The sequence below is a fragment of the Paenibacillus alginolyticus DSM 5050 = NBRC 15375 genome (genome assembly GCF_000422905.1).
Classification (GTDB): Bacteria; Bacillota; Bacilli; order Paenibacillales; family NBRC-103111; genus Paenibacillus_E; species Paenibacillus_E alginolyticus.
The window spans coordinates 1-18,581 of the sequence record NZ_AUGY01000063.1 but is presented as its reverse complement, the minus strand read 5'-3'; the positions used below and the strand labels follow the sequence as shown (position 1 = coordinate 18,581).

Here is an 18,581-nt window from a genome sequence, read left to right as displayed (position 1 = left end):
GTTTCCAAATGGAAAAGAACCTCTTTAATCAAGAGGCTCTTAATATTTACAAATATCCTTGGGTTTTTAAATAATCAACAAGTTGAAGAACAGAATCTTCAATAGATTGTTTATCTGTCTCAATAATTAACTCTGGGTTTTCGGATACCTCATAAGGAGCAGAAACGCCAGTAAATTCCTTTATTTGATTAGTTCGAGCCATTTTATATAACCCTTTTGGATCTCGGCGCTCGCATTCTTCAACTGAACATTTCACATAAACTTCAATGAATTCATCTTGTGGAAACATAGATCGCACCATATTTCTATCTTCGAGATAAGGAGAGATAAAGGCTGTTATGGTGAGTAGGCCTGCATCTACAAATAGTCGAGCTACCTCACCAACTCGTCGAATGTTTTCTTTACGATCTTCAGGTGAAAAACCAAGGTCCTTGTTTAATCCATGCCTAACATTATCCCCATCCAGTACATAAGAACGTATACTTTGGCTATGTAAATGTTTGTCTAATTCATTGGCTAACGTTGATTTTCCTGACGCGGATAATCCAGTAAACCAAAGAACACAACTTTTATGTTCATTTAATATAATTCTATCTTTTTGATTTACACCAGGTTTATGCCAGAAAATATTTGTATTGTTCATAATTAGATACCTGCTCCTAATATTATATTGTAATAATGTAAGTATACATTTATAAAAATATATTTCAATGTAACTATTAAAGAGTTTTATCAAACCAGATTAAGCGTTTAATATTTGCACTTTAAGAGTTCGATGAGTGCGTTAAAGGAGAGAAAGCACATGTTTGGCAATTTCTTTAAGGATCTAACCAATAAACAAAGATTGATATTTGATTTATCCAAAAAAGACTTTAAGTCAAAATATTTAGGTTCTTATCTTGGTATTGTATGGGGTTTTGTACAGCCTCTAATACAGATTTTGATTTTTTGGTTTGTATTCCAAGTTGGTTTTAAATCAACGCCTATTGATAATTTTCCATTTATATTATGGTTATCAACAGCAATGATACCTTGGTTTTTTCTATCGGAAAGCATTCAATCAGGAACCAATGCTATTTTAGATAATAGTTATTTAGTGAAAAAAGTAGTTTTTCAAATCAGCATTCTTCCAATTGTTAAAATATATTCAGCACTTTTTGTTCATATATTTTTTATAGTATTTCTTAATTTTATGTTCTTAGTTTATGGTTTTAGTCCCAATATCTATATTTTACAGGTGTTATATTATCTTATATGTATTTTCTTTTTAACTTTAGGAATAACATTGATAACTTCCTCGCTTGTCATTTTTTTGAAGGATATAGGGCAGATTATAGCTATGTTACTTCAATTCGGATTTTGGCTAACTCCTATATTTTATTCAATTTCTACTGTTCCAGAACGATACCACAAATTTATAAAATTAAATCCAGTATATTATATAGTTGAAGGGTATAGGGATACGTTTATTTACCATAAATGGTTTTGGGAACATCCTAATCTAACTATAAATTTTTGGGTGATTACTATTTGTTTGTTGTTAATGGGAATTTTCATTTTTAAAAAATTACGTCCACATTTTGCTGACGTTCTCTAAGGAGATTATTATTACATGAATAATAAATTTGCTATTTCATTGGATCATATATCCAAAATTTATAAGCTTTATAATAAGCCGACTGATCGGTTAAAGGAAGCTATTAATCTTTTTGGTAGGAAGTATCATAATGTATTCTATGCAATAAATGAACTTAGTATGGAAATTAATAAAAATGAGTCTGTTGGTATAATAGGTAAAAATGGATCTGGTAAATCGACTTTATTAAAAATGATAACTGGTTTATTAACTCCAACTTCAGGTTCTATTATAGTGAATGGTAAAGTTTCAGCACTACTTGAACTAGGTGCCGGTTTTAACCCTGAATATACTGGTTTAGAAAACATTTATTTGAACGGTGCCATAATGGGATTTACAAAAGAGCAGATTGATGAAAAATTAGAAACAATATTGTCTTTTGCTGATATTGGTGATTTTATTTATCAGCCTGTTAAAGTATACTCAAGCGGGATGTTTGTCAGACTTGCATTTGCTGTTTCAATTAACGTCGAGCCAGATATTTTGATTGTAGACGAAGCACTTAGTGTAGGGGATATGAGGTTTCAACAAAAATGCTTTCGGAAAATAGAGGAATTAAAACAAAATAAAACTGTATTGTTTGTTTCACATGATATGGCAACTGTAGTAAATTACTGTGATAGAGTTATTTGGTTAGATAATGGTAATGTAATAGATGTTGGGCATCCCAAAGAAATTGCTAAAGAATATCAAGCTTTTATGTTAGGTTCTAAAATGTTTAAGTCCACTGGATTGGATCCTATAGGATCATTAGAGTCAATAAAAGATGATGATATTGATGATCTACCTGATAATTTAGACGTCATTGGCGACAATAAGGTCCAAATATTAGGAATTTCCATGTATGATCATAGAACCAATGAAAAAAATAGTATGTTTAGCCCATTAGAAACTGTAAAGATAATTATAAAAGTTAAATCGATTGAAAATATAAAAGATCCAATAGTAGGCTTTACATTGAAAGATCGAATAGGAAATATTATTTGTCAGTGTAATACTTATGTAATGCAAAAGCAGGTGCCAGAATTAAAACCATTAGATATAGTCAGTTATTGTTTTAAACTTACATTACCTTCCTTAAATAAAGGTGCATATACTTTGACTCCAGCTTTAGCGTCTGGCTCTCAAGAAGACCACATACAACATTGTCTTGTACATGATGCTTATATTTTCAATATTATTAATAACAAGAGATACTCGCTTCAAGGGTTACTTAATTTGGATGATGTCGAATTTAATCAAATCTGAAAGGATTAAGATAAAAATATTATTTATTAAAGGATGAAAAAAATGGAATATACAAAGGATATAAATAAGATAATCATTCATGTACATGTTCCAAAGACTGCGGGAACTACTATGCAAGGAATAATTAGAAGACAGTATGATAACCCGAAAGATTTAAAAGAAATATACATGCCTTGGGGGCTCCCAGAATCATTAAATGCCATAAATGATATTGATAATATAGATGAAATCAAGTGTATACAGGGACATTTCCCTTATGGAATTCACAGGTACTTTAATAGGTCGTTTAATTATATTGCAATGTTAAGGAATCCAATTGAGCACATAATTTCCGTGTATTCGTATATATTGGAAAACCCTACGATTCCATACTATAACGAAATAATGAAAAACAATCTAACTCTAAAAGATTTTAATAAATTAAAGACTCCATATGGGGACTTAAATAATTTGCAAACAAGATATATCTCAGGTGTTATTATGAGGGATTTAAATTTAGGTGATTTAGAGAGGGCCAAGGAGAATGTTTTGAAAAAATTTCTGTTTGTAGGTTTAACAGAGCGGTTTGATGAATCTGTATTCATGCTAAAACAATTACTTGGTTGGAAAATATCTTTCTATGCTAAAAAAAATGTAACTAAATTAAGACAAAGACAAGAGGATTTACCAAATGATTTATTAGATGCCATATATCAATCTAATGAGTATGATATTGAACTGTACCGCTTTACAAAAGCATTGTTTGATAAAAAAATAAACGAATTGGATGTTGCAGACAAGATTAATCTTAAAGTTTTTATCAACAAAAAAAATGAAATAGAACAATTAACTTCATCTGAGAAGTATCAAAATGAGAGGTTTTTAAATTGGTGCTTAGAGAATAACAATTCAGATATTATTATATTTGGTACAGGTAAAGTTCGTGAGGATTGTATATCCTTTCTTAATAAAATAAATGAAATTGCGAATACGAATCTTACAATTAAACCACTCATCGACAGTGCATTTTATAATTGTAAAATTATTATTGCTTCTGAGACTAATCAAAACAATCAAGAACTAGTGCAACAACTCATTTTGTTAGGAGTTGAACGGGAAAAAATAATTTCGTTTATTGATTGATTATGAAATTATGAGAAGTTTTAATGATAATATTCAATAATATAGCTGAGGGTGACTGTGTTATGAAATTTACTGGTGAACGATTTGTGCCTCATCTAACAGAAACGCAAATAAAAGTTGAGCATTTACAACGATATTTATCGATTACAGAGTTAGTAAAAGGTAAAATAGTTCTTGATGCTGCATGTGGTGAAGGTTATGGATCATCCATACTTTCAGATACTGCTTCTAAGGTTATTGGGATTGATATTAGTGATGAAACAATACAACACGCAAGAACAAGTTATATAAAAGAAAACCTTTCATTCCAAACTGCATCAATTGAAAACTTGCCAATAGAAAATCATTCAATGGATGTAATTGTTTCTTTTGAGACTATTGAGCATGTAAATGAAACACTGCAGAAAACATTTCTTAAGGAAATAAAAAGAGTACTTAAACATGATGGTATATTAATAATCTCAACACCAAATAAACATATTTATTCTGACCTACGTAATTATCAAAACCCTTTTCACATTAAAGAGTTTTATAAAGAAGAGCTCAATGAATTTCTTGGAGATTATTTCCAAGAAATTGAGATTTTCCATCAGAAAAATGAAGTTACATCGGTCATAACTAAGTTTATAGATGAAGAAAATATTCGACAAATGAAACTAGAGCAAGACAACCCCGATCTAGAAGGAACATACTTTGTAGCTATTTGTAGTGATGTACACATTGGAAGCTTACCAATAGGTTCATCCATACTTTTTGCTGATAAATACAGTGAGATGTTGAATAGAATATTGTCTCTTCAAGATGAGGTAGAAGAAAAAAATGCACATATTAAATATTTAGATGGCAATATTGGAGAGCTTTCAGCTGAAATAAATAGGTTAAAGAATATATTAATTGATTTACAAGAAAAGACGATTGTTCTACAAGGTAAGGTGATTGATTCTCAAGGGAGAATACTTGATTCAAATCAGGCATTATTTGATTGCCAGTTTGAAAAAGATAAATTGAAGTTGGATTTAGAAAAAAGATTGATGGATAGTGATGAGATTCTCCGTAGAGTTGGAATCGAATATGGTATTGAAAATTGGAATTTAGATGAAATCATAGAAAGAATCAATAACGATCGTATAAAAATCGGTGGTCACGACCAAAAAATATATAATCAAGATCAGGAACCCAAGAACAAAGACGGTCATATTAATCTTCTCTTAGAAAGTGATAGAGCGTTAGAAAATATATATCGTTCTAGAGGTTGGAAGCTTCTTACAAATTATTATCGTCTTAGAGACAAGTTAATTCCTATGAGTAGTAAAAGAAGATTGGTCGTTAAACTAGTTTCTAAATCAATAAAAGAACCGCGTAAAATGATAAGAAGTTTGAATAAATCTAATTTGAAGAAATTACGATATTACATGAATACTGAAGATGTGGGGAACATAGGAAGCCGAATTGATAATTACATGAATCGACATGATGAAGTTAAACAAGTGGAAATTAAATTGATTGATTCCAATCAAGTAAAAGAGAAGATCGTATTTCCAATTTATGAAAAACCATTGGTTTCTATAATTATTCCTGTGTATAATCAATGGGACTATACTTACTCATGTTTAAAATCTATTGCAATAAATACAAATAGCATTACGTATGAAGTAATTATTGCTGATGATATGTCAACTGATGAAACTACCCATATAACAAGTTATATTGAAAATATTAGTGTAGTTCGTGATGGAGGCAATAGAGGGTTTTTGTTAAATTGCAACAACGCGACGAAACATGCAAAAGGGAAATATATTTTCTTTTTGAACAATGACACTAATGTTCAAGAAAACTGGTTAAAATATTTGGTGGATTTAGTCGAAAATAATAGTAAAATAGGAATGGTTGGATCCAAATTGGTTTATCCGGATGGTAGACTTCAAGAAGCCGGAGGTATCATTTGGAATGATGCAAGCGGTTGGAATTACGGCAGATTGGATGACCCGAGAAAACCTGAATATAATTATGTAAAAGAAGTGGACTACATTTCTGGTGCTGCAATCATGATTCGTGCGGATTTGTGGAATGTAATTGGTGGTTTTGATGAACGTTATGTTCCTGCTTATTTTGAAGACTCTGATTTAGCCTTTGAAGTCAGAAAGCAAGGATATAAGGTTGTGCTTCAACCGAAATCAATTGTTGTTCATTTTGAAGGTATTTCGCATGGGACTGATACTGGTTCTGGTATAAAAAGTTACCAAATTTCTAATAAAGAAAAGTTTATTGAAAAGTGGAAAATGGAATTGAATTCTGGCCAATTTGATAATGCTCAAAATGTATTTCTGGCTAGAGATAGAAGTAGGTTTAAAAAGACGATTTTAGTTATTGATCATTATGTTCCTCATTTTGATAAAGATGCAGGGAGCAGAACTGTATTTCAATACTTAAAGCTATTTAAAAGTATTGGGTTCAATGTGAAATTTTTAGGCGATAACTTTTTCAAACATGAGCCTTATACTTCAGCTTTGGAGCTAATGGGCATTGAAGTTCTGTATGGTAATTGGTATTCAAAGCATTGGAAGGATTGGATTAAGAGCAATGGAGAATATATTGATTTCACTTTTTTAAATCGCCCTCATATTGCAGAACAGTATATTGATACTATTAAAAGATATTCGAACTCAAAAGTTATTTACTATGGTCATGATTTACATTATTTGAGAGAATTAAGAGAATATGAGCTTATTAATAATTCTAAGTTACTTGATTCCTCGAAGGAATGGATGTTAAAAGAACTAGAAATATGTCGAAAAGCTGATATTGTCTATTACCCATCACAAGTTGAAGTTGATGAGTTGAAGAATCATATACCTAACCTCAATGTTAAAGCGATACCTGCATATATTTACGATGAGATTGAGAAAGCGACACCAAATTTCCAGGAAAGAATGGATCTATTATTTGTGGGGGGATTTGCACATAAACCCAATATTGATGCTGTTAAATGGTTTTTGGAAGAAGTATTCCCATTAATATTACAGAATATGAATGATTTGAAAATTTATATAGTTGGATCTAATCCACCAGATGAAATATTAAGTTATCACTCAAATAATATTACTATTACTGGTTTTGTAAGTGATGATGAACTGAATAATTATTATAGAAAATCGAAAATTGTAGTAGTGCCATTAAGGTATGGAGCTGGAGTTAAAGGTAAAGTGGTTGAAGCACTGTATCATCAGGTCCCTATTGTAACTACGAGCATTGGGGCTGAAGGTTTACCTAATATTGAATCCTATTTACTCACATGCAATGATCCTCAGGAGTTCGCTCAGAAGGTATTGGAGTTATATAACAATGATACATTACTAACTCAATATTCAAGAAATTCCTATAACTATGTTCAAAAATACTTTTCAGTAGAAAGTGTCCTTTCTACTATCTCATTAGATTTCAACATTGAAAGGAAACTTTAATTGATTATAAGGTCGAAAGCCCCTCTTAGGTTAGGACTTGCGGGTGGAGGGACAGATGTGTCCCCATACTGCGATGAGTTCGGTGGATATGTTCTAAATGCAACTTTAGATATGTATGCCTATTGCACGATTGAAACAAGTAATGATAATTCAATTTCATTTTATGCTGCAGATCGGAATGAGTTTTTTGAATCAAAAAGTTGTGGGAAATTAGAATTAGATGGACTACTTGATCTACATAAAGGTATCTATAATAGGATTATTAAAGAATTTAATCAATCAGTTCCCTTATCATTTAAAATGATAACATATTCTGATGCACCTGCAGGATCCGGATTAGGCTCATCATCAACAATGGTTGTAGCCATATTGCAAGCATTTGTCGAGTGGATGAATTTGCCACTTGGGGAGTATGACATAGCACATTTAGCTTATGAAATAGAACGGATTGATGTAGGGTTAAGTGGCGGCCGTCAGGACCAATATGCTGCGACATTTGGAGGGTTTAATTTTATTGAATTCTATGCGGAGGATCGAGTAATTGTAAACCCATTGCGTATAAAGAGCTGGGTTATTAATGAACTCGAAACTTCTATTGTTCTTTACTATACGGGAGCATCAAGAGAGTCTGCAAATATTATCAAGGAACAAGTTAAAAACGCAGAGAACAAGAATGAAAAATCATTGCAGGCCATGCATGAGCTAAAGGCAGATGCTTTAATTATGAAAGAGGCAATATTAAAAGGTGAGCTGCGGAAATTTGCTGAGTATTTAGGGAAATCATGGGAAGCTAAGAAAAGAATGGCTAGTTCCATCTCAAATAGTAACATCGATCGAATATATGATCTTGCAATGGAGTCCGGTGCATACGCTGGTAAGGTGTCAGGTGCCGGTGGTGGTGGGTTTATGATATTTATGGTAGATCCCGTCAGAAGGTTAAGCTTGATTAGAGAATTAAGAAAATTAGACGGAGAAGTTATAAATTTTCACTTTACTTCAGTAGGTACGGAAGGATGGAAAGCTTAAATGTTGCAAAATTTTATTAATAATCAAATAAGAGATTCATACGAGTTGAAGAAGACGATATTAAATAATTCTGAACTAACTAATTTAATTAAGGTAGTATCTGAGTTAGCAGTAAATGTCTATAAGAAAGGTAATAAAACATTAATTGCAGGCAATGGGGGGAGTGCTGCAGATGCTCAACATATTGCAGGAGAATTTGTTAGCAGATTCTATTTTGATCGACCAGGACTTCCATCTATTGCGCTTACTACTGATACGTCAATTTTAACAGCAATCGGAAATGACTATGGATATGAAGAATTATTTGCAAGACAGATTCAAGCTAATGGAGTAGAGGGAGATATGTTTATTGGGATATCTACTTCTGGTAATTCAAAAAATGTAATTAGAGCTCTTGAAGAATGTAAAAAGAAAAAAATAATAACAGTGGGACTTACAGGTGATACTGGAGGTAAAATGTTTGATCTTTGTGATTATTGTATAAAGGTGCCTTCAAATGAAACACCGCGCATTCAAGAATCACATATATTAATTGGACATATCATCTGCGCTGTTGTTGAAGAAGCTATCTTCAGAAAAGGGTTTTAATTTATGGAAGCAATTGTGTTGGCTGGTGGATTTGGTACAAGGTTAAGGAGTGTCGTATCTAACGTTCCGAAACCCATGGCACCAGTAGGAGGTATCCCTTTCCTCTGCTATATATTAGATTACTTGAAGAAATTCGGTATTAGTAGAGTAGTACTTTCAACTGGATATAAACATGAAATTATTGAAGACTATTTTGGTAAAGCATACAGGGGAATTGAGCTAGTTTACTCGGTAGAAAATGAGCCGCTTGGTACAGGTGGAGCAATTAGAGTCGCTTTAGAAAAGGTAAAATCAAATGAGGTCTTTGTATTGAATGGAGACACTTTTTTTCAAGTGGATCTTCATAAAATGAGAGAGTTTCAAACATCAAAGAATGCTGATTTGTCTATTTCATTAAAACTTATGAATCATTTTGATAGATACGGTACAGTTGAGGTTAGTCTAGATCGCATTATTGCTTTTCATGAAAAAAAGATAACCGCGGCAGGAATGATTAATGGAGGTATTTATTTACTAAAAAGCAATCTCTTTAATAACATAGTTCTTCCTGATAAATTTTCGTTTGAGAGTCAATTTTTGCAATTATATTTAAATAAACTTCAGTTTTACGGCTACTTATCTGAAGGATATTTTATTGATATTGGAGTACCTGAGGATTATATGAGAGCACAGAAGGAAATAGGTGAGTTTTTTGAATAAAGCACTTTTTCTTGACCGTGATGGTGTGATAAATGTTGAAAAAAATTATGTTTATAAAATTGAGGATTTTGAATTTGTAAATGGTATCTTTGAATTAGCAAAACATTTCGTAAATTCAGGATACTTAATAATTGTGATCACTAATCAAGCTGGAATTGGTAGAGGTTTTTATTCTGAAAGAGATTTTCATATTTTGAACAACTGGATGGTTAATGAATTTACAAAACAAAATATTAAAATAAACAAAGTATATTATTGTCCATATCACCCAATACATGGCATAGGAAAATATAAAAAAGATAGCTTCTTTAGAAAACCTAATCCAGGTATGATTTTAAATGCATTGCAATTATTTGATATTGATCCACAACAATCGATTTTAATTGGAGATAGTATTACTGACATCGAAGCAGGATTGAATTCCGGTATTAAACATAATATTTTAATTGGTAAACAATATAGTAATGACTTTGTTGATGCTTCTCTGATACTTGAGAACTTAGAACCTGATAAAATAATAAATTATTTGCGTGATTTCCCAAATATTAGGAGAATTTAATTATGATGATAACTATTGTTGCATTTGTGCAATTTTTACTTGCTCTAGTATACTTATCAATATTTATTGGTTGGGGTGTTATTCTAAACAAATATCTTCGAGTGAAAATTGATTCTGCTTTCGAAAGAATATTTTTCTTGTCAATATTAGGGATATCATTTGTAATATTATTCATTACTTTATTGGGCTTGTTAGGAATATTTTATAATTTTTTTGTGTTTATATTGCTAATTGGTTTAGTAGGCTTGAGGAAATTTAAGATAACAATTGTTGAATTAAAATGGACAAGTTTGATGTTGGGTATATTATTTCCTATTATGGTTTTAACACTTTACCCTGCTACTAGATGGGATGATATTAGCTATCATTTACCTATAGCACAGTCATTGCTTATTCATCATAAAATTATTTTTCAAGAATTCATAAGATATCCTGTTTTTCCAATAAATGGAGAGATATTCTTTTCTATTGGATTAGCCTTAAATCAACAAACTGCTCAATTAATGTCGTGGTTGGCTCTTTTCTTATTGTCATTAGGTTGTTTTTGTATAGTAGAACGAAAATTTTCAAAGATATATGGGTTACTTAGTTATTTATTATTGCTTTCGAATATTATTATTTTAATTTTAGGTACAATAAATTATATAGATATTGTTCTGAGTTTGTTCTTAACAGCAGGAATTTTGGCTTTCGTTAAATATATTGATGAAAATAATACAAAGTGGATATATTTGTCTGGTATTTTTTTGGGGACAGCCATTGGTGTGAAGTATACTGCAGCTATAATATGCTTATTAATGTGTATTATACTATTTACTATTACTAGGAATTATAAGTTACTTTTTAAATATGGTGTTCTTATCTCAATTATAGGGATTCCTTGGTATATAAGAAATTTAATTTATACAGGTAATCCAGTCTGGCCCTTTTTAAATTCTTTTTTTGGTGATAATTTTTTATGGAATGCAAGCGATTATATTGGTCAATACAATGATTTTAAGAGTCATGGTATAGATAAAACGTTAAATAATTTCTTGAAAATTCCATGGTATTTATACAAATCAGAAGAAGGAAGTTTCAATGTTTTAATTTGGATTGGATTAGCTTTCAATATTTTTTTCATTAAAAAGAAATCAAGTGAAAAAATTATGTTTATTATAGTAGCTTGTTACACACTTTTTTGGTTTTTATCTGTCAATTTATCACGTTATTATGTTCCTATAATGCCTACTCTTTGTATTCTTTCTGCATTTGGATTTAGTTATTTTTTAATTCAATTAAATGATAAAAAAATAAAATATTCTTTTATAGGAATTTTTATTATTGGTTTATTACTAATACAAGGTACTTATATAAATCATAGAATTAATGATTCAGGTCTGCCACCAATTAAAACTGAAGAAAAGGAGAGTTATCTGAGTGTAAGGCTTCCAACCTATAAAGCTACAAAAATAATATCAGAATTCAGTGGGACAACATACGGTTTATTCAATGAAAATATGTATTATTATGGAAACCAGAAATTAATTGGTGATTGGTTTGGAAAAGGAAGATACTCAGAAGTTTTAGGTATTCTTGATAAGCCTAAGGAACTAAATAAGTATTTATCTAGCTTGGGAGTCAATTATTTTCTAGTAAATAAGACAAGATTAAGTCCAGTTCAATTTCAAAATATCAAATTAGACTCAAGCTTCAAAAAAATTTACGAAGATAATAATACCCTAATATATCAGCTGATTAAATAGTAAGGAAGTGAAATGTGAAGATATTAATAATAGTACCTGCTTTCAATGAGTCGAGAAACTTAGTAAGATTATTGAAAAAATTTAAAAGTTTATCATTACAGTTTGATATTGTTGTAATCAATGATTGCTCAACAGATAATACTTCAGAGATAGCAAAAAAACACGGAGTTATTGTTATCGATTTACCTTGTAATTTGGGTATTGGTGGTGCTGTGCAAACAGGATATTTATATGCTAGAAATAACAATTATGATGTTGCAATACAAGTAGATGGTGATGGACAGCATAATCCTGAGTATATTGAAAATCTTATCGCACCTATTATTAACAGATCTGCAAATTTAGTAATTGGCTCAAGATATATTAAGAAAGAAGGATTTCAATCTTCATACTTGAGAAGAATAGGTATTAGTTATTTTAAAGGTCTAATACAAGTATTGTGTGGTAAAACTATTACAGATCCAACATCAGGATTTAGAGCATGCGATTCTAATATTATTAGTTTATTTGCAAGTAATTACCCAAAGGATTATCCTGAACCTGAATCTATTGTTTTTTTACTTAGAAATAACTTTAAAGTGTTGGAAGTTCCTGTAGTTATGAATGATAGAGAGGCTGGTAAATCATCAATTCGATCTTTTAAAACGATCTACTATATGATCAAAGTATCCTTAGCTATATTAATTGATGTTTTAAGAAGAAGGGCAACCAAAGTGGGGTTCGAAGAATGATACCGTATCATCTGCAAATTATTTTGTTTATATTTTCTATAAGTACTTTTTTAATGATAATAAATATGATCAGAAAATATAAGTTGGAACTACAATACGCTCTTCTTTGGCTATTTTTAAGTTTTGTAAATATATTACTAGCTTTGTATCCAAGTATATCAATTAAGTTAGCAGGTTTATTAAGCATTGAACTACCAGTAAATGCACTTTTTTTATGTAGTATTTTTGTAATGTTACTTATCCTATTTAATTTAACACTAGCTCTATCTAAATTCTCCAATAACACGAAATTCTTATCTCAACATTTAGGAGTGTTGAAACAAGAAGTAGAACAACTCAAAAAAACAATAAAAGAAATTGAAGATAACAAAGTAGGCAAATTATGAATTATTTACTTATATTATTGAACGTGTTGTTACTGGTTACAGGCCAAACTCTATGGAAAATAGGAGTTGAAAGATTTAATTTTAATAATTATAAACAACTTTATTTAGTTCTCAGTTCCCCTTTTATAATAACAGGATGCTTTTTATATGTTATTGCAACAGTCATATGGATTTTACTTTTATCAAGACTGCCTTTAAGTTTCTTATATCCATTACAAAGTTTGGCTTATGTAGTAGGGTTAATCATTGCTATATTTGTTTTTCATGAACATGTTACATTGACTAAGTGGATCGGAGTAGGTGTAATTTTAGTTGGGGTATACTTTGTTGCAAAATAAGTAATATACATTAAAGAAATTTTTTGATTTAATAGATACAATTGGAAAGGAGAGAGATACTAAATGAAAGGCATTATTTTAGCTGGGGGAACAGGATCACGATTATATCCATTGACAAAGGTAACTAATAAACACTTACTTCCGGTGGGTAAATACCCTATGATATTTCATTCGGTTTACAAACTTAAACAAGCAAATATTCATGATATTTTAATAGTTACAGGTAAAGAACACATGGGTGACGTTGTTAATCTTCTTGGTAGTGGAAAGGAAATGGGAGTCACTTTTACATACAAAGTACAGGATGAAGCTGGCGGTATTGCACAAGCACTTGGCTTAGCTGAGCATTTTGTTTACGATGACAAAATGGTTGTTATTCTTGGAGATAATGTTTTTAATGATGAGATATCTACTTATGTTCAGAATTTTAGAGAACAAGGGAAAGGTGCAAAAATATTGATTCGAGAAGTTCATGATCCACAAAGATATGGGGTGCCTGAACTGTTTGGTGATAAAATTATTGCAATTGAAGAAAAGCCGGAATTTCCCAAAAGTCGTTACGCAGTAACAGGAGTCTATATGTATGACAGCAAGGTATTTGAAATTATCAAAAAATTAAAGCCATCGGGTCGGGGAGAATTAGAGGTTACGGATGTAAATAACGCATATATTAAAAAAGGTGAACTGACCTTTGATCGGCTTGAGGGTTGGTGGACTGATGCAGGGACACATAATTCTCTTGTAAAAGCAAATGAGTTGGCAAAAGATTTAATATTTGGAGAAGAATTTGGCAAACTAAAGCTTTAATATTTCATTGCATTTCTGTTAAACCCTACATAGGTTCAGTGGCCAATTGATAATTCGTTTATTATCAGATGTGTAGTAAATAGTAAAGCCATCCTCTGTTAATATTGATAAATATAATAATTGTTAATTTCTATTTTATGATGATGGAGTTAATTAAGGAGGATCTATGGAACAGGGTTGTCCGTGTTGTAATGACAGTAAAGTAAAGTTTTTTACTAATAGACAAGAATATGATTATTTTAGCTGTAAACGCTGTGAATCAATTTTTATATCACCTGATATTTTGGAGAAAATAGATAATGGATACAGTGTAATGACATATGATGAAGGTTATTGGAAGACAGAATTAGCTAGTTCTTTTGAAAGAAGCTACGGTGTTGCTTTAGCAAGAATGAGTGAAGTGTTTTATTACGCAAGATCACAAATTAATCGATTTATAGATATTGGAACTGGACCAGGGTATTTCTTAGATGCAATTCATAAATTGCTTCCAGACAAAGCACATATTTTTTACGGTATCGAAAAATTTCCGCCATCGGATCTTGAAAATAGAACAAAGCATGAGAATTATTTCATTGGTGATATGGATGTTTTCAAAACAGAAAAGTTTGATGCGGGTATGTGTATTGAAGTGATAGAACACATAACACCAAACATGTTGAAAAGCTTATTAAGCAATTTAGCTTTAATAAGCAACGAAAATGCTGTTTATTTATTTAATACTGGTATGCCTGATTATGTAGTTAATGAAGACAATGAATATTTGGACCCTCATAAAAGGGGCCACATAGTAAGTTATTCGCTTAAGGCAATTAATATACTTGCATCACAGTTTGGGTTTAAAACTCATAGTATAAGAGGTAAAACTTGGGCATTTATTCTAGAATTTAAACCGAATCATAAAACAAGTGTAGAAATGGTAGACAGAATTTGGACGGCGGTCCCAGAGAACTTACAGACCCTGACAGATAAAAATATGGGAAGTGTACTTCGACTATTAGGTATGGAAACGAGTAGGGCATATTATTAAATGAATAGTTAAAATTAATACAAGTTAAATAAGTTAAATAAGTTAAATCAATAAAAAATTTATTAAATAATACTTTTACTTTAAGTATTGTACTAATGTAGGAGTGTGCCTTTACTCATGAAGATAATATCTACGAATTTAAAAGGATTATTTATTGTAGAGCCCGATGTCCATGGTGACAATCGGGGCTTTTTTATGGAGAGTTACAGTCGCGCGAAATTTGCAGAACTAGGAATTGAGCATGAGTTTATTCAAGATAATCATTCTTTATCAGTGGAAACCGGTGTATTGCGAGGACTTCACTACCAGCTGAATCCAAAAGCCCAAACGAAGCTCGTTAGAGTGGTATCAGGAGCTATTTATGATGTTGCTGTAGATATTCGCAAGAATTCTCCTACTTTTGGAGAATGGGTAGGAGTCATTCTTAGCGAGGCTAATAAACGACAACTTCTTGTTCCCCAGGGGTTTGCTCATGGTTTCTGTACGATTGTTCCTAATTCACAGGTACTATACAAAGTTGACGAGTACTACTCGCCTGAACATGATAGGGGAATTCTTTGGAGCGACCCAGCAATAGGTATAGATTGGCCAACATCTAATCCTATCCTGTCTGATAAAGACCAGAAGCACCCACTGCTCCAAGATGCGGAAATAAACTTTTAAAAATGGGAGTCATACTCATATGAAATTACTTGTAACTGGTGGAGCCGGGTTTATCGGCAGCAACTTTGTACATTATATGTTAGATCGTTATCCTAGTTATGAAATCATTAATTTGGATGCGTTGACGTATGCGGGAAATTTAGAGAACCTCAGATCAATTCAAGAGAACAGCCATTATACTTTCGTTAAGGGTGATATCACAAACATAGAATTAGTGAACAGTCTGTTCGATCAGGGTATCGATACGGTTGTTCATTTCGCCGCGGAATCACATGTGGATCGAAGTATTTTGGAACCAGATGTCTTCGTGAAGACGAACGTACTTGGCACACAGGTTTTACTTGAGGCTGCTAGGAAGTATGCAGTTAAGAAATTTGTCCATGTCTCTACGGATGAGGTATACGGAACGCTTGGTGAAACAGGTCTTTTTACTGAAGAAACTCCGTTATCTCCTAACAGTCCTTATTCAGCTAGTAAAGCAGGTTCGGATCTTCTAGTGCGCGCTTATCATGAGACATTTGGATTACCGATTAACATTACTCGTTGTTCCAATAACTATGGACCTTATCAGTTCCCTGAAAAGTTAATCCCATTAATGATTGCAAATGCATTGAACGATAAGTCTCTCCCTATTTACGGAGACGGTCTTAATATTAGAGATTGGCTTTATGTTGAGGATCACTGTAGTGCGATAGATCTTGTTCTACATAAGGGTATCAATGGTGAGGTTTACAATATTGGCGGGAATAACGAGAGAACAAATATTCAAATCATACAAACTATCCTTCGTGAATTGGGTAAACCAGAGTCGTTGATTCAATATGTTAAAGATCGTCCGGGTCATGATCGTCGTTACGGTATTGATGCAACTAAGATTACAGAGGAGCTTGGGTGGAAGCTGAAGCATAATTTTGAGACGGGTATTCATGAAACGATTCGTTGGTACTTGGATAATCAAGATTGGTGGAAACGAATTCAGACGGGTGAATATCAAAAATATTTTGCAGAGCAATATGGCTCGCGACTTGGTGCCGGAAAATGAGAATAGTAGTTACCGGGGCTAATGGTCAACTTGGGCGGGATGTTGTAAAACTGCTGCTAGGAGCTAAGCATGAGGTTCACGGTTTTGGGAGAGAGCAACTGGATATTACCAATGAAAATCAGTGTCTAAAGGTTCTAAAAGCTTTGAAGCCAGATGTTATCATTCATAGTGCTGCGTACACGGCTGTTGACCTTGCCGAGACGGAAGAAGCAATAGCTTATCGAGTCAATGCTGATGGAACTAAGAATCTTGCCGTGGCTTCAGAGAGCATAGGGGCGAAATTTTGCTATATTAGCACGGATTACGTGTTTGATGGTACCGCTACGAATGCATACAGAGAGGACGATAATACCAATCCTCAAAGTATCTATGGGAAGTCTAAAAGAGCTGGTGAACGGCATGTCGAATCGCTATCATCTAAGCATTTTATCGTGAGAACTTCATGGGTTTATGGGATTTATGGGGCTAATTTCGTGAAAACCATACTGAATCTGGCAAAAACCAGAGATTCTTTAAAGGTTGTCAGTGATCAATTCGGTTCACCGACCTATACAGTCGATCTTGCTTTATTTCTTGAAAAACTTATACAGACTGACCGTTATGGCATTTATCATGCTTCTAATTCGGGCGTTTGTTCGTGGTATGACTTTGCTTGTGCCATTTTTGAAGAAAGTGGCGTGAAGATAAAGGTAGATCCTTGCTCAACGGAAGAATTTCCGCGACCTGCTCCAAGACCACGAAATTCTGCTATGGAACATGAAGCAATTCGTGCTAATGGTTTTGAGGATTTACGACCTTGGCGTGAGGGGCTTAGGGCGTTTTTGAATGAGCTGGAAGAGAGTAAATAGTAATCGGAGCTGTCAGTATGCCTAATAGGTGACTGATGGCTTTTTGTGCGCATAGCTAATTATCTATGTGTCGTTTTCTTTCGGCTTCATGTTGCGTATAATGAGAAGAAAGAGGAGGCGTGAAATGGCTAAATCACTAAATAATGAGACAACGAAAAGTATTTTGGAGCTTTTAAGGAAAGCAGGTATTTCCGGTAAAAAAGTTACATTGGATGTTGATTTGGATCATGAGACTGTTGAAGTCATGAATACTTCGAATACCATTTTAAAAGACTTATTAAACATTCCTAATTTGGTTCCTGAAGATAAAAGAATAGAAGTGTCTGAAAATATACACAATGCTCGAGAGGATTGGAGCAGATGAGGCCGGTTATTTTGCTGTTGCCGCTGAATCATAATGCCCAAAAGCTGACGGAATTGCCTGTCCAGGGATTGACGAATATAATGACCGTATCACAGTAAAGGAAAAGGACGCCTCCATAAAACGTGTACCTGTTAGCGCAGGTACACCGGAGACATCCTCTCACAAAAAATAACATGGTCATTGTATCAAATTATGAGCTGGTTGAGAAGGTCACCGGCGTTTTTTGTTAGGTGTGTGGAAATCGTGCCTTGCCCCTGTTGTGGCGAAGGACTTAAGGTTATTGGTAGT

At 32.5% G+C, this 18,581-nt stretch carries 19 protein-coding genes; 18 read left to right on the top strand and 1 reads right to left on the bottom strand.

Features of this window, described 5'->3' with window-relative positions:
- Positions 1–46: 46 nt before the first annotated feature.
- Entirely contained in the window at positions 47–646 is a 600-nt protein-coding gene (gene cysC, locus G519_RS0125080; RefSeq protein ID WP_127528042.1) for an adenylyl-sulfate kinase, read from the bottom strand.
- 156 nt (positions 647–802) lie between these two features.
- On the opposite strand from cysC, the gene G519_RS0125075 reads away from it, so the two are divergent.
- The 18 genes from G519_RS0125075 to G519_RS0124990 all read left to right on the top strand — a co-directional run bounded on the left by G519_RS0125075 (position 803) and on the right by G519_RS0124990 (position 18,293).
- Positions 803–1,597, top strand: a complete 795-nt coding sequence (locus G519_RS0125075) for an ABC transporter permease (RefSeq protein ID WP_029197026.1) — start codon at positions 803–805, stop codon at positions 1,595–1,597.
- A 15-nt stretch (positions 1,598–1,612) separates the two neighbouring features.
- On the top strand, positions 1,613–2,884 hold the full coding sequence (locus G519_RS0125070; protein ID WP_029197025.1) for an ABC transporter ATP-binding protein: 1,272 nt from the start codon (positions 1,613–1,615) through the stop codon (positions 2,882–2,884).
- Between the two features lie 42 nt (positions 2,885–2,926).
- Positions 2,927–4,006, top strand: a complete 1,080-nt coding sequence (locus tag G519_RS0125065) for a sulfotransferase family 2 domain-containing protein (protein WP_029197024.1) — start codon at positions 2,927–2,929, stop codon at positions 4,004–4,006.
- Positions 4,007–4,068: 62 nt separating this feature from the next.
- Complete coding sequence (locus tag G519_RS44510; RefSeq protein ID WP_036633744.1) at positions 4,069–7,467, top strand: glycosyltransferase; 3,399 nt, start codon at positions 4,069–4,071, stop codon at positions 7,465–7,467.
- A gap of 57 nt (positions 7,468–7,524) precedes the next feature.
- Positions 7,525–8,493 (top strand): GHMP family kinase ATP-binding protein, encoded by a 969-nt coding sequence (locus G519_RS0125055; RefSeq protein WP_244280214.1) that lies wholly within the window; start codon positions 7,525–7,527, stop codon positions 8,491–8,493.
- Complete coding sequence (gene gmhA2 / locus G519_RS0125050; protein WP_036633743.1) at positions 8,494–9,081, top strand: D-sedoheptulose 7-phosphate isomerase; 588 nt, start codon at positions 8,494–8,496, stop codon at positions 9,079–9,081.
- A 3-nt stretch (positions 9,082–9,084) separates the two neighbouring features.
- Positions 9,085–9,780: a nucleotidyltransferase family protein gene (locus tag G519_RS0125045; protein ID WP_029197021.1), complete on the top strand. Its 696-nt coding sequence runs from the start codon at positions 9,085–9,087 to the stop codon at positions 9,778–9,780.
- Positions 9,773–10,339, top strand: a complete 567-nt coding sequence (locus G519_RS0125040; RefSeq protein ID WP_029197020.1) for a D-glycero-alpha-D-manno-heptose-1,7-bisphosphate 7-phosphatase — start codon at positions 9,773–9,775, stop codon at positions 10,337–10,339. The genes G519_RS0125045 and G519_RS0125040 overlap by 8 nt, the downstream gene beginning before the upstream one ends.
- A gap of 2 nt (positions 10,340–10,341) precedes the next feature.
- Positions 10,342–12,084: an ArnT family glycosyltransferase gene (locus tag G519_RS0125035; RefSeq protein WP_029197019.1), complete on the top strand. Its 1,743-nt coding sequence runs from the start codon at positions 10,342–10,344 to the stop codon at positions 12,082–12,084.
- Between the two features lie 14 nt (positions 12,085–12,098).
- Positions 12,099–12,815 (top strand): glycosyltransferase family 2 protein, encoded by a 717-nt coding sequence (locus G519_RS0125030; RefSeq protein ID WP_029197018.1) that lies wholly within the window; start codon positions 12,099–12,101, stop codon positions 12,813–12,815.
- The gene (locus G519_RS0125025; RefSeq protein ID WP_029197017.1) at positions 12,812–13,201 is read left to right on the top strand and encodes a DUF2304 domain-containing protein; all 390 of its coding nucleotides are present in this window, start codon (positions 12,812–12,814) and stop codon (positions 13,199–13,201) included. The genes G519_RS0125030 and G519_RS0125025 overlap by 4 nt, the downstream gene beginning before the upstream one ends.
- Entirely contained in the window at positions 13,198–13,539 is a 342-nt protein-coding gene (locus G519_RS0125020) for an EamA family transporter (RefSeq protein WP_029197016.1), read from the top strand. The genes G519_RS0125025 and G519_RS0125020 overlap by 4 nt, the downstream gene beginning before the upstream one ends.
- A 63-nt stretch (positions 13,540–13,602) precedes the next feature.
- Positions 13,603–14,346, top strand: coding sequence for a sugar phosphate nucleotidyltransferase (locus G519_RS0125015; protein ID WP_029197015.1), 744 nt, complete (start codon positions 13,603–13,605; stop codon positions 14,344–14,346).
- A 166-nt stretch (positions 14,347–14,512) separates the two neighbouring features.
- Positions 14,513–15,376, top strand: coding sequence for a methyltransferase domain-containing protein (locus tag G519_RS0125010; RefSeq protein ID WP_029197014.1), 864 nt, complete (start codon positions 14,513–14,515; stop codon positions 15,374–15,376).
- Between the two features lie 117 nt (positions 15,377–15,493).
- Entirely contained in the window at positions 15,494–16,039 is a 546-nt protein-coding gene (gene rfbC, locus G519_RS0125005) for a dTDP-4-dehydrorhamnose 3,5-epimerase (RefSeq protein ID WP_029197013.1), read from the top strand.
- A gap of 19 nt (positions 16,040–16,058) precedes the next feature.
- Entirely contained in the window at positions 16,059–17,081 is a 1,023-nt protein-coding gene (rfbB, locus tag G519_RS0125000) for a dTDP-glucose 4,6-dehydratase (RefSeq protein WP_029197012.1), read from the top strand.
- Positions 17,078–17,929 (top strand): dTDP-4-dehydrorhamnose reductase, encoded by an 852-nt coding sequence (gene rfbD, locus G519_RS0124995; protein ID WP_029197011.1) that lies wholly within the window; start codon positions 17,078–17,080, stop codon positions 17,927–17,929. Before rfbB ends, rfbD begins: the two co-directional genes overlap by 4 nt.
- A 124-nt stretch (positions 17,930–18,053) precedes the next feature.
- Positions 18,054–18,293 (top strand): hypothetical protein, encoded by a 240-nt coding sequence (locus tag G519_RS0124990; RefSeq protein ID WP_029197010.1) that lies wholly within the window; start codon positions 18,054–18,056, stop codon positions 18,291–18,293.
- The last annotated feature ends 288 nt before the right edge of the window (positions 18,294–18,581 follow it).

Excerpts from the sequence above, each read along its gene's own strand:
- G519_RS0125070 (WP_029197025.1), top strand. The coding sequence starts at position 1,613 with ATGAATAATAAATTTGCTATTTCATTGGATCATATATCCAAAATTTAT.
- G519_RS0125015 (WP_029197015.1), top strand. The coding sequence starts at position 13,603 with ATGAAAGGCATTATTTTAGCTGGGGGAACAGGATCACGATTATATCCA.
- G519_RS0125020 (WP_029197016.1), top strand. The coding sequence starts at position 13,198 with ATGAATTATTTACTTATATTATTGAACGTGTTGTTACTGGTTACAGGC.
- rfbB (WP_029197012.1), top strand. The coding sequence starts at position 16,059 with ATGAAATTACTTGTAACTGGTGGAGCCGGGTTTATCGGCAGCAACTTT.
- rfbD (WP_029197011.1), top strand. The coding sequence starts at position 17,078 with ATGAGAATAGTAGTTACCGGGGCTAATGGTCAACTTGGGCGGGATGTT.
- G519_RS0125010 (WP_029197014.1), top strand. The coding sequence starts at position 14,513 with ATGGAACAGGGTTGTCCGTGTTGTAATGACAGTAAAGTAAAGTTTTTT.
- rfbC (WP_029197013.1), top strand. The coding sequence starts at position 15,494 with ATGAAGATAATATCTACGAATTTAAAAGGATTATTTATTGTAGAGCCC.
- gmhA2 (WP_036633743.1), top strand. The coding sequence starts at position 8,494 with ATGTTGCAAAATTTTATTAATAATCAAATAAGAGATTCATACGAGTTG.
- G519_RS0124990 (WP_029197010.1), top strand. The coding sequence starts at position 18,054 with ATGGCTAAATCACTAAATAATGAGACAACGAAAAGTATTTTGGAGCTT.
- G519_RS0125045 (WP_029197021.1), top strand. The coding sequence starts at position 9,085 with ATGGAAGCAATTGTGTTGGCTGGTGGATTTGGTACAAGGTTAAGGAGT.
- G519_RS0125065 (WP_029197024.1), top strand. The coding sequence starts at position 2,927 with ATGGAATATACAAAGGATATAAATAAGATAATCATTCATGTACATGTT.
- G519_RS0125025 (WP_029197017.1), top strand. The coding sequence starts at position 12,812 with ATGATACCGTATCATCTGCAAATTATTTTGTTTATATTTTCTATAAGT.
- G519_RS44510 (WP_036633744.1), top strand. The coding sequence starts at position 4,069 with ATGAAATTTACTGGTGAACGATTTGTGCCTCATCTAACAGAAACGCAA.
- G519_RS0125075 (WP_029197026.1), top strand. The coding sequence starts at position 803 with ATGTTTGGCAATTTCTTTAAGGATCTAACCAATAAACAAAGATTGATA.
- G519_RS0125035 (WP_029197019.1), top strand. The coding sequence starts at position 10,342 with ATGATGATAACTATTGTTGCATTTGTGCAATTTTTACTTGCTCTAGTA.